This is a genomic window from Vagococcus salmoninarum (assembly GCF_003987495.1).
GTDB lineage: Bacteria > Bacillota > Bacilli > Lactobacillales > Vagococcaceae > Vagococcus_D > Vagococcus_D salmoninarum.
Window position 1 is genome coordinate 50,724 of the sequence record NZ_NGJU01000021.1, and the last position, 12,385, is coordinate 63,108.

Sequence of the window (12,385 nt, forward strand, 5' to 3'; positions counted from 1 at the left end):
ATAATAAGAAATGCATCGAAAGAATGAAATTAATCATTCTTGACCTCAGCAGATATTGCAATATTTATCAGTAGGACCTTTCTAATAAACTTGTTTAAAAAAGACGAAATAAGACAAAAATAAAAAAAGAGTATACAAAACAAAAAACAACTAACTGAGTTAGTTGTTTTTTGTTTTGTATAATATGTCTTATGTTAAGTAGTTTGATTACTTTATCAATAAATAAACTATACCATAATTGAAAATGTATGTACAGAGCTTATTAATATATTCATAAGCCCTACCATTCTGAAGACTATTGTATTGAATAGTCTTTTTTGTGTATAAGCATTAATTGAATCGTTTATTTACTGTTTTCAAATTTTTAATATTAGTACTTTGGTGATTTCGAGAATTTTTTTTTGAAAAACTGTGAAATGGCAATGCTATGGGATTTGAGCCTTCTTTTTTATTATTGAGCTCTGTAAAAAAAGCGAAAAAAAGTTATCCGTCTTCAAAACTACTTAACATAAGACATATTAAAGAAAGCTTACTTAATAAAGTTAGTTACTGACGTTTTTTTTTTATGAAAGCTTGAAAAGGGATACTTGTCTCTATCTGTTCGAAAAGAAAATATATGAACTAGTAAGTGGGTATTAAGAGCGATATGTTAGCAAATGGTACAGTTATTAACAATAATAATGCCTTTGTGTTCGTAAAGGTAAAAGTTTATGAAAATCGTAAGAAGGAGATCAGGTATGAGTGAAAATGAAAGAAGGCTAAAATCTCAAAGTCTTAATCATCGTGACAAAGAGGGAAAAAGCAGTACTAAACGACATTCCTCTAAATCATCAAAGCGAAGAAGGCGGCGCTCATATGAAGGGACTAACTATTTAGCAGAAAGAAGACCAAAGCAGAGCTATCAGCCAGGGAATTCTTACAGCGAAAAAAAACCTAAAGGATACGTTAAAATAATTCACGGTGTGCTGAATCTCATCTTTTATTTTTTAACAATTAGTATCTTAGTGGGCGCAATATTATTCAGCGTAAGTAAAGATTCTAATAAAGCATTTTTTGGTTATCGTTTCTATTCAGTCTTAACTAATTCAATGCGGACACCAAAAGAGTTAGCCTATAAAGATGGTTTTTCAGCAGGAGATATTATTATTGTTCAAATGATCAACCCAGCTGAAATTAAGAAAAAAGATATTATAACCTTTAATATCCTTACATCAGACCCAAAATCTGACGCAGTTTTAACCCATCGAGTGATTGATATCAAGCATGATATTCCTGATAGAGATAAAGGGCGCTATTTCGTAACGAAAGGTGATGCAAACACTGGGGAAGATACACCAGTATCGGAAAAACAAGTAGTCGGTAAAGTTGTGTGGTCAATCCCAAAGGTTGGCGTCGTTCTTAGTTATATTCGAGAGTATTTTTATGTCAGCATTGGTGTATTAGTTTCATTTTTTGCTTTAATAGTCAGCTTACGGTACTACTTTTCATACTCGCCAAACAGTGATCCATTAGAAAACTCCGGGCGGAAAAGAAAACAGAGGCAATAACCCCCAAGCTGAAAAAGTTAAAGGGATTTAAAAGGGAACTTAACTAACGACAAAAAGGTCTCTACAAACAGGCATTAACAAAGTTTCAATAATAAGTGATATTCATTTTTTTACATAAATGTAAAAGGATTTATATAAAAAACATATAGGAGGTTAGGACCAATGAAAAAAGGAACTGACAAAAAGACAAATAAGCGGAAAAAAGTAATGGCTGTAGCAGCATCAGCATCATTATGTGCGCTAATGTTAGGAACATTTGCATGGGACGTTTACAAAGCAGAGAAAGAGAATAAGTTTGGTAATGCCCTAGTCGGCGGTAGTATTGAGATTGAAGAAATCTTCGAAGATCCGCATATGACACCAGGGAAAGAATTAAAGAAACAAGTTAAATTAGTCAACACAAGCTCAAGTGACGTTTTTGCTCGTGCTTCATTTGAAGAATCAATGAAAATTTTACAAAATGCGGGACCGAATGACCCAAATAAAAAACATGTTACATCATTGGACGCAACAACATTATTACCAACAACAAACGATAAAGCAATCCCGATTGTCTTAGACGTTGGTTACTACGTGAAGCAAGCGGCAGCGAACACTGATCCAACTGTTGGCTGGGCTGACATTACAGCAACAACAAAAGCTGACGGAGCTGTTTTAGATGCTGGCGTCCAAGTTTTTGCTAAATTAAACGTTCAAACAATTACATCATCAACAGGCGATAAAGAATACAAAGTAACCGGTGAATATGTTGCTTATCGTGCTTTTGATATTGCTAACTCAAACATGGGTGAAATTTCTAAAAATATTGTTGTTAAATTACCAGGTACGACAGATAAAGTTGCTTTAAGTGCCGGACCTGCTACAAAAGAACAATTTAAAATTAATTTTGATAAACACACAGGAACAATTAGTGGCTATGACATGATTGATTTTGGTTATGATTTCTATGATGGTTTAAAACCAGCAGAAGAACATAACTGGGCTGGCGATGTGGCATTATTCGGTTTAGTTGGCGATACACATCCAGCGGTTAAAGATACATCAGCTGTAGATCCACTTATTACATTAGGTTATAACGCGTCTGTTGAGGCTGCACCAACACCTAATAAATGGGTTTACAACGCAGAAGATGGTTATTTCTACTTCTTAAAAGTATTAACACCAGAAGACCAAACAGATGAATTCTTAGCAACTGTGGCTTTAGATGCAAGTGCTGGGACAGAATATGCTTACTTAGACTACTCACTACACATTGAAGGTCAAGCAGTTTTAGTTAACAAAGCAGCTGTTGAAGCTGAATTCGGTTTAACATCGGCTTCTCTTGGCACATCTAAATTAATTTATGACGCCTTAATTGCTTTAGTACCTTAATAATTAATTAAACCAATAATCAACTTAGGAGGGAGCCTAATGGCTAAAATAGTTAAAAAAGCGACTGGGATTGTCGCGTTCATAATAGGTGCCTTGTTTTGTTTGATACCTGTAAGCTACGCCGATAGCCTTCCTCCTGGGATGGTTGTCGGGGATTCTGATGGTATTTCAGTCGATGGCACAGGGGCATACTACATTCAAAAAGAAGAATTATTGCCAGGTGATCAGTTTACGAAAGAAATTAAACTGATGAACACGGAGAAAGATGACCGGCCCTATCTTTTAGAATTAGAAATGTCACCAACTGAAAAAAAAGGTGCAATTGATTTTTATGAAGCCATTGAAGTTGTTATGATTTTAGGCACAAAGGAAGTCTATCGAGGAAATTTAATCGGTAATGGTACTCCTAAACTTGAAAATAAACGTTTAGAGTTAGGAACCTATGCTTACGGTGACTACGATACACTAACGGTTAACTTTAAAGTATCAGACAAGTTACCAAGTGAAGTTTGGCAAACACGAAGTGAAGCAACAATGAACTGGACATTTATTGCAACAAAAAAACCAGTAGTAGTACCACCAGGAAAGAAACCAAAACCAAAGCCAAAGCCAGGAATCTTGCCTCAAACAGGTGAGGAATGGCGTTCATTGATTTACAAAATAATTACCGGGGTCTTTATTATTGTAGTCGTCTTATTATTTATGAAAAAACGCCGGGATGGCGACCGTGACAATGATTATTAAGTAACAAAGGGAATCGTTTCCCTTATGAGAGTGGCACAAGTTGGTGACTCTTTCATAAGAGCAACGAAAGATTCAGGAACTTTAGGAGGGAAAAACATGAGCCGTAATAAGCATAAAAAAATCGCAACGTCGAATGTAGTCGTAAAATTTTTTATTAAGCATACAAATAAATTATTTGTAGTCTTGTCATTGACGCTATCACTGTTATTAGTTATTAGAGGCACCTATGCCTGGGAAACTTACAGTGATGAGAAAGAAAATAAATTTGGCTCTGTCGATTTTAGTGTGAATTTACGTGAAAGTTTTAAGCCTAATTTTCAATGGGAGCCAGGACGCTCAACAATTAAAGAAATCTATGTTTCAAATGACGGTCAATATCCAGCTTTTGTTCGATTAAAAGCTGAAGAGTTTTTACTAGCTTTTGAAATGGATATAAAAGGTACGGATGATTTTGAAGGGACTGGAAATGTAGTTGTGTATCCAAATAGTGGGCCAGGGGGAACCATTGATCGCAATGATGTCCGAACATGGCAAAAAGATAAATATTTTGATAAAACACTTACCAATGAACGCTTGAAAGGATTAAAAAGTACGCCAGAAAATTTAAGCATCGATGGAAAAGGGTTTGTTTATGAAGAAGATAAAGTGGATCGAAATAAGTCGGATTTAACTTATTTTGACTTAAACTTTGTTGCGGTGAAAGATTATACCCCAGGGTTGCTTTCAAGTTATTGGGTTTATGGTAATGATGGCTACTTTTATTATTCGGAACGCTTAAAACCAGGGGTAAGTACTACCGTCTTTTTAGAAAGTGTGACTTTATCAGCTTCAGCACCAAATCGACTGAAAAACGCCTTGTATAAGATAGAAATTAAAATGGATGCGAGTCACTCGATTATCGAAAGTTTAGGGGAATGGAATCACGTGACGCCAGGGGATCCGATTTTTGAGTTGCTCAAAGACGAGATCGCTGACCGTTAGATAAAAGGAGAGAAAGTGATGAGAAAGAAAAAACGATTAGCGTCACTCAAATACCGCAAATTTTTGTTAGTTATAGTATGTTGCTTAGCTGTAATTGGTGTTGTTTTTAGTGGGATTGGTGTGACCTTAGCATTGATGAAAAGTTCTGAGCAACGGACGAATGATTTTTCTATTGGGGATTTGCGAACGGAATTAGTTGAAGACTTCACTCCACCAACCTTAACAGAGCTAGATAAGCCTTACAAAAAAGAAGTATCGGTAAAAAATACTGGTGAAACCGGAGCTTTTGTCAGAGTAATGGTTTTGCCACAAATATTATCAAAAGCAGATAATCAAGGCAATCAATTATTGTTGCCAAGTACAATTGCTAAAGAACTAATTCTAGACTTAGACTTAGCTAAGTGGGCAGATGGCGAAGATGGGTATTATTACTATTTAGATATTTTAGCACCCAAAGAAGCGACTTCTCATTTATTTACGACAGTGACTTTAGCCAGTAGTGCTATGACAGATGCTTATGAAGAAGCTGAATTGACGATTGACGTTAAGGTTGAAAGTATTAATGGAACGAAATGGGCATATCAAGATGCTTGGTGGAATGGTGACGTAGCAAATTGGTCAGTTAAACCGTTGAGTGATATTAATGAGATATTAAAAACAAAAGTGATAGATTAGGACTGATATAATATGATAAAAAAAAGGACTAGAAGTCAGTTACTTAAAATAAAAAAAGGGAGCAAGTTGGTATTTTTTATCATTAGTATGATTCTTTTTAATGTACTGATGAGTTCTGAAGTATTAGCAAATATTGAAACGTCAGAAAATATGCCAACTAACCCAAATGAAGTAGATATTACAGAAAATTTTACAGTTATCCCTGGCTATGACTCATACACTGATTTAGAACGAATTAATCAAGTCGTTATAACACCAGATAAAAGAAACCAACGTGGTGGTATTTGGTATAACTATGAGCTAGATTTAACAAAAGATTTTTATATAAAAATGGGTGCCTATCTTGGAACAAAGAATATGAGTGAAGGGGGAGCAGATGGAATTACCTTTACAATGCATAATGATCCAAGGAAGTTAAACGCAATAGGCTCTATGGGTGGGGGAATTGGTTCATATGGTGGCGCTAAAGGGGATCCGAATCCACTGAATCAGCCGTTTATTGCTAATGCTATTAGTGTTGAAGTTGATACGTTTCCTAACTATGAGGCAGCAGGTGGCATCGAAATGTCTTATGATAAGGGATTTGTTACGCGCTTTGGTGGCGGAGTTAACAATCTTCCCGAACAGTCAAAAGTAATAACACATACGGCCTTTGTTAAACCCGGCAGTCATGAATCTGTTATGAACTGGGATCGAGCAGACTCAGGTTTTCCAGGACACGCAGGAGTCATCACTTGGAATGATGTTAAAACTACTAGACCAGGACTGTTCCCACCAGAACCATGGCAGCAATGGACAAATAACAAATGGCGATATTTGAATATTAAATGGGACGCTTCAACGAAAATACTACAATATAGCGTTACAAATGATATCAACGTTGAAATGGACCTAGCGTCAACTAAGAGTTTACAAATAGAACCGTTGACAGAGTTTGGAGCAAATAAAGTTTTTTGGGGATATACCGGAGCAACAGGAGCAATGTGGAATGAACAGCGAGTAGCCATAATGAATTATCCCCAAGAACCAGTTTCTGAGTTGAAAAAAACAGTTAAGAATATCTCAACTCCAGATGTGACATTTTTAGAAAAAACGGCGGCTAACTTAGACGATGAACTAGAATATCAGTTAAATATCATTAATGATGAAGATAGCCCGATGCCAATTGTTAATGGGGTTATCAAAGACACAATAAATGCTGGACAAGAATTTATAAATGGCTCGATGAAAGTAGATGGTGTCGCTGTTGCGGATCCTTCATTTAGTAGTAATACATTTACGTACAAACTACCAAATGAAGTTAAACCTAAAACGTCAATGGTAGTAACTTATCGAGTGAAGGCTAAAGAAGCAATTACCAACCCATTATTAAATGAATTTAGTATTGTTTCTCAATATGCTAGTGATATGACATCAAACGAAACGGAAGTTTATATTAATCCTAAAATAACATTGAAAAAAGCAGTGGATAAAAACCACTCATATGTTAATGGTGAACTTGTTTACACATTAAAAGCAACAAATGCTAATAAAGCCGGCAAATGGATTGCCGGGAATATTATGGATAACTTACCAGTAAACACTGAATATATTAAAGAGAGTACTAAAATTAATCAGCCAGGCGATAGCTCGCTAGTTAGTATAGCTGATAGTGTATCTTGGAATGGTAGTTTTGATAAGTTAGTAATTAGTGGATTGACGTTAGAGGCAGGTCAAGAAGTAACGATTCAATTTAAAGTTAAAGTTTTGGCATCAGCGTTAAATAAAACAATTGAAAATATTGGTGATTTTAAAGGCACTAATATTAACGACGAAGAGCTAACAGCAACAATTGGTAAAAGTAATAAAGTGTTAACGTACATTGATTTTGTCCATTTAAACTTAAGACAAGTAGTTATAGGGGCTGAGCAAGAGCAAGTGATACCAATCTCAGGCTATTTTACAGTTTTGAATAAACCGGCATTAAATTCACCAATCACTAGTTTGAGAGCAAATGTTGTCACGGAGTCTACAACAAAAGATAGCTCTAGTGAAATTGAACCTAACTTGTTTACGGAAACCTTATTGTTACAAGTGACGAATACAAGTTTAGGTTATCAAATCATCGATCGAATTCCGGAATATTATGAGTATGTTGGACATATTCAAACCACCGATGGCACGATGATAAAAACAGATCATCTATCAAAGAATTTATCAGCAGATGCAGCTAAAATTCAACCTTTTGTTGACTATAGTAATCACTATGAATATTGGGTAACAGTTTATATCAAACCGAAATTTGGCAAAGATTCAGAAGGGAAGCCAGAACTCAGTCCTCGGCCTTACAGTTGGAGCAATGTAACTAATGATTTTGGTGAAATTTCAGTTAATTAAAGCTTAAAGAGTGGTAAAAAGTGAATTAAATTTAAAAATCTAACGCTTCGCAACTCTAGTGGCGTTAGATTTTAAACTTAATTGTTCATTAAGTTGTAATAGTTTATTAACAAGAAAAGGGTTAGAAAGAGTAACGAAGCTGGAGGTAGTCAAATGAGAATAGGATATGTTCAAATAAATCAAAAAAAGCAGAGTGGTCACAGTAGTGCTGACATACTAAAGAAAGCCGCTTGTGACTATGTATATATCGATAGCTTTCAGGCTAAGAAAGAAGTTTGGCAAAAACGCCCGGAGTTAATAAGCTTGATACAAGAATCTAACCCTGGGGATGTCATAGTGATGGCAGATTTAGATCAATTAAGTCCTCATTATCAAGTGTGGTTAGAATTTTTAACGAGGTTGAAAAATTATAAATTGGAATTAGAAATTCTTGCAGTCCCTAAAAATAGCGTTGTGGATTGGTTATATTTTTTTAGTTGGATGAAGAAGCAAGCAGAAGCCAAACTGCCCGGAGTACGCGTTAAAAAATTCAGTAAAGAACATTCAGTAGAAAAAAGTCAATATCACTTCTTTTCACGGGATCCATATTTCCGACAATCTTACCGAACTATCTTTCAAAAAGTTGCGGCAAAGCAATCCTTACGTGAAATTACTCGCCAAACTACAGCGCCATTAGGAACAGTTGTGAGGATAAAAAAAGATTACGAAAAGTTGAAACAAACAGTATTACTTGTGGGGACCTTTTTATTAACGATTATTAGTTTGAAAATGGTCCAACAATATTCAAGTAATACGGCCTTGCAAGTGTTAATTTGTGGAATTATGACATTGTTAGTTGTTTACTTTACATATTCAGACAGTCAATCAGAGTAATTAGAAAGGAATGATCAACTAATGGCAACTTATGGCTATGTTAGAAAAAATTTTCCAACAAGTGAAGTCGAACAATTAACAAAGCTCTTAACTTATAACTGTGACGAACTTTTTTTTGAAGGAAAGTCATTGCTTGAAACGTCTGAACTGAAAGCGATGATTGAAAAGTTAGAAAAAAATGACCTGGTTGTTGTGACTCACTTACATGTTTTTGGCCAAGAACTACAACATTTACGACCTGTTATTAGTTTCTTTCAGGAAAATGGAATTCGTTTAATAAGTATCGATGATCAAGTAGATACTAATCGAGATTCATTTTTTTACCCATTGTTCGATATTTTTTCAAAAATGGATGCAGATTGCCGAGAGGAATTAGAAAACAACAATACGTGACAAACCCTCAAGAAACTGTTGACATGGGACGTCCAAGTATCCAGGCAGAAACAATTAAAAAAATATATATGTTGTACCATGAACAAAATTGGAATATGCGTCGTATAGCAGAAGAATGTAACGTTTCTTTAGGAAGCGTTTCTAAATATACTAAGATGTCAGAACTACACAATAACGATTCATTAATAAGTCGCTAATCATAATAATATAAAGAAACCGAGGTGTGACAAAAGTCGTTTAAATACAAGTAATTGGAAATAAATCCGAACAATCAGTTCTATTGATTGTTCGGATTTATTGAAATTATCGTAGTATTTGACTTTTGGAACCCGTTAATCAAATAACGATCGTCAAAAGAAAGGGACCGTTGACTATTGTCACGGCCCCGTTCTTTTATTTATTAGGGGATTAATTAGAAAAAATATGCGTATTCGCAAATTTCCAATATAAGCCTTGTATAAGTTGGTGTAACAAGGTTTTACTGTTTAATAAACATGGTTAAATAGTTATTTAAAGGACATAATGAATTCTAAAATATTGGAATTCGCATAAAAAGATGGTATATTTAGTAAGTAAGATTATTTAAAGGAGCTGGTTGGATGAGTTATAACAAGACAAAAGAAGAAATCGCCGCATTGCTTAAAACTAATGAATTATCAGGTTTAAGTCATGCCCAAGCAAACGAATTGTTAACAAGAAATGGTAAAAATAAATTTACCGAAGAAAAGAAAACCCCATTAATTGTGAAATTATTGCACCATTTAACGGATTTTACTACAATTATTTTATTAATTGCCGCAGCTATTTCCTTTTATACAGCAATTACAACCCACGAAGGGGAGTATATTGAAGGGATTATGATTATCTCAATCGTAATTTTAAATGCAGTTTTAGCATTAGTCCAAGAAAATAATGCTGAAAAATCATTAGACGCGCTACAACAAATGACCCAACAAACGATTCAAGTAATTCGTGAGGGTGAACAAATCGAAGTGGTTACCGAAGATTTAGTAGTTGGAGATGTAATGCTACTAGAAGCAGGTGTCGTTATACCGGCAGATGGCCGCTTAGTGGAAACTGTTCAAATGCGTGTTGAGGAGTCAGCTTTGACAGGGGAAAGTGAAGAAGTCGAAAAAGATGCGAGTTTTATCTCGTCTGAAAAGCTTCCACTAGGTGACCAGATTAATATGGTCTTTTCGGGGTGTTTAATTGGTAATGGACGGGGACGGGCAATCGTCACTAGTACGGGTATGGATACAGAAATGGGTAAAATTGCCTCGTTATTAAGTTCGGAAAAACAAAAACAAACACCGTTACAACAACGTTTAAACAAATTAGGTAAGCAAATCAGTATTATTGCCTTAGCTGCAGCAGCCTTTGTCTTCTTCTTAGGCTACATGCAAGGAGAGCCGCTGTTAGAAATGTTTATGACCGCTGTCTCATTAGCAGTTGCTGCTGTACCAGAAACCTTAATGGTTATTGTAACTTTAGCCTTATCTTTTGGTGTCCAAAAGATGGTTCGTAAAAATGCGATTATTAGAAAATTACCAGCCGTTGAAACATTAGGAACGGCATCAGTTATTTGTTCGGATAAAACGGGAACGTTAACTGAAAATAAAATGACTGTTCGCAAAATTTGGCACCGTGGCGACACAGTGGTCAATGTGGAAGACAGTTTAACAAGTGAGTCGTTAGAAGTCTTAAAATTGGCAGCCTTATGTTCTGATGCCTTATTAAGAGAGACGGAAGATGGTGAAATGGAAGTTGTCGGCAGTCCGACAGAAGGGGCGATTGTTCGTGCCGTTGAAGATAACTATCATTCAAAAGCTGAATTTGAAGCTGAGTCTCCACGGGTGGCGGAATTGCCTTTTGATTCCAATCGTAAATTAATGACAACTGTCCATAAAAAAGGGAAAAAGTACATTTCAATTACTAAGGGTGCTTTTGATGTCATGATGCCCAAGTTAAGATATGGTGATGTAGAACAAGCGGCGATTGTAAATGACCGCTTTGGTAAGAAAGCCTTACGTGTTATTTCAGTCGGCTTTAAAGTCTATGACGACATGCCAACGGAAATTACTCCCGAAGAATTGGAAAATAATTTACAATTAGTTGGTTTAATTGGGATTATTGATCCCCCTCGTCCAGAAAGTAAAGGGGCGATTGCTCGAGCAAAACGTGCTGGTATTAAGACGGTCATGATTACTGGTGATCATGTTGTCACAGCAAGCGCTATTGCTAAAGAATTAGGTATTTTGAAACATCAAAGCGAGGCAATGACCGGCGCGGAATTACAACAATTATCAGAAGCAGAATTAGTTGCTAAAGTGCCCCATTATTCTGTCTATGCTCGTGTGTCACCAGAAGATAAGATTAGAATCGTTAAAGCTTGGCAAGCAACTGGGGCTGTCGTTGCCATGACCGGTGATGGTGTCAATGATGCACCGGCCTTGAAAGCCAGTGATGTTGGTTGTGCCATGGGAATTGCTGGGACAGATGTAGCCAAAGATGCTGCCGATATCGTCTTAACCGATGATAACTTTGCGACAATTGTTGATGCTGTTGCTGAAGGTCGGACCGTTTATGCCAACATTCGTAAAGCAATCAATCTACTCTTAACATGTAATATTTCTGAAATCTTCATTTTAGTTATTGCAATGTTATTAGGTTGGGGCGCACCAGTTGTCGCCTTACAATTATTATTTGTTAACGTTGTGGCTGATGGTCTACCAGGTTTTGCTCTCGGTCGTGAAAAAGCTGAAAAAGGGATTATGAGCCAGAAACCTATTGGTAAAGATGAAAGTGTCTTTGCTGGCGGCTTATGGAAATGGATTGCTTTAAACAGTACGGTGATGACGATTGTCACTTTAGGTGGTTATTATATGGGTGCCTTTGTCGATGGCATTTCCCCATGGATGAATGCCAGTCATGAAGCAGGTCAAACAATGGCCTTCTTAATTCTAGGTTACTCATCGATCGTTCATGTCTTAAATGTCCGTAGTAGCTTATCGATTTTTAAAGTTAAGTTATCAAGTAATAAACAATTATTCGAAATGATTGTTTTAGCTTTAGCGATCATGACTTTAGTTGCTCTAGTACCAGGGCTTCAAAAAATCTTTTCATTAGTGCCTTTAAGTTTAAACCACTGGCGTTTAGTCGGGGTCTTCTCATTGGCACCAGTCATTGTCACAGAATTAGTTAAGTTCCACTTCGCTCCATCTGAAGATGAAGAAGAGGACGAAGAAGCAGTGGCCGTGGCTAAATAAGCAATTAAAAAAAGTGTGTGTTTGGAAAGTTCTAAACTGTACCCTATAGAATGGACACGAAATAAAAAGCGTGCCTTCTGTAGGGTATTTTTGTATGATAAATAGAAAAGGAAGTGACACAAATGGGAATTAATAAGTTTACACCGCAAGAGGTGACAG

Annotated in this window: 9 protein-coding genes; all 9 read left to right on the plus strand. The window is 36.0% G+C overall.

Annotated features, from left to right (window positions below):
- The first annotated feature begins 737 nt into the window (after positions 1-737).
- The 9 genes from CBF35_RS12535 (at position 738) to CBF35_RS12575 (ending at position 12,226) form a co-directional block, all read left to right on the plus strand.
- Positions 738-1,547, plus strand: a complete 810-nt coding sequence (locus CBF35_RS12535; RefSeq protein WP_170174802.1) for a signal peptidase I — start codon at positions 738-740, stop codon at positions 1,545-1,547.
- 162 nt (positions 1,548-1,709) lie between these two features.
- Positions 1,710-2,918: a hypothetical protein gene (locus CBF35_RS12540; RefSeq protein ID WP_126781725.1), complete on the plus strand. Its 1,209-nt coding sequence runs from the start codon at positions 1,710-1,712 to the stop codon at positions 2,916-2,918.
- Between the two features lie 39 nt (positions 2,919-2,957).
- Positions 2,958-3,662, plus strand: coding sequence for a hypothetical protein (locus CBF35_RS12545; RefSeq protein WP_126781727.1), 705 nt, complete (start codon positions 2,958-2,960; stop codon positions 3,660-3,662).
- Between the two features lie 96 nt (positions 3,663-3,758).
- The gene (locus tag CBF35_RS12550) at positions 3,759-4,643 is read left to right on the plus strand and encodes a BsaA family SipW-dependent biofilm matrix protein (protein WP_170174803.1); all 885 of its coding nucleotides are present in this window, start codon (positions 3,759-3,761) and stop codon (positions 4,641-4,643) included.
- An 18-nt stretch (positions 4,644-4,661) separates the two neighbouring features.
- The gene (locus tag CBF35_RS12555) at positions 4,662-5,318 is read left to right on the plus strand and encodes a hypothetical protein (RefSeq protein ID WP_126781731.1); all 657 of its coding nucleotides are present in this window, start codon (positions 4,662-4,664) and stop codon (positions 5,316-5,318) included.
- 66 nt (positions 5,319-5,384) lie between these two features.
- The gene (locus tag CBF35_RS12560) at positions 5,385-7,694 is read left to right on the plus strand and encodes a lectin-like domain-containing protein (RefSeq protein WP_170174804.1); all 2,310 of its coding nucleotides are present in this window, start codon (positions 5,385-5,387) and stop codon (positions 7,692-7,694) included.
- A gap of 153 nt (positions 7,695-7,847) precedes the next feature.
- A complete protein-coding gene (locus CBF35_RS12565) occupies positions 7,848-8,567 on the plus strand; it encodes a recombinase family protein (protein ID WP_126781735.1) in 720 nt (239 codons plus the stop codon).
- Between the two features lie 21 nt (positions 8,568-8,588).
- Positions 8,589-8,960 (plus strand): recombinase family protein, encoded by a 372-nt coding sequence (locus CBF35_RS12570; RefSeq protein WP_126781737.1) that lies wholly within the window; start codon positions 8,589-8,591, stop codon positions 8,958-8,960.
- Positions 8,961-9,559: 599 nt separating this feature from the next.
- Entirely contained in the window at positions 9,560-12,226 is a 2,667-nt protein-coding gene (locus tag CBF35_RS12575; protein WP_126781739.1) for a cation-translocating P-type ATPase, read from the plus strand.
- Positions 12,227-12,385 lie beyond the last annotated feature (159 nt).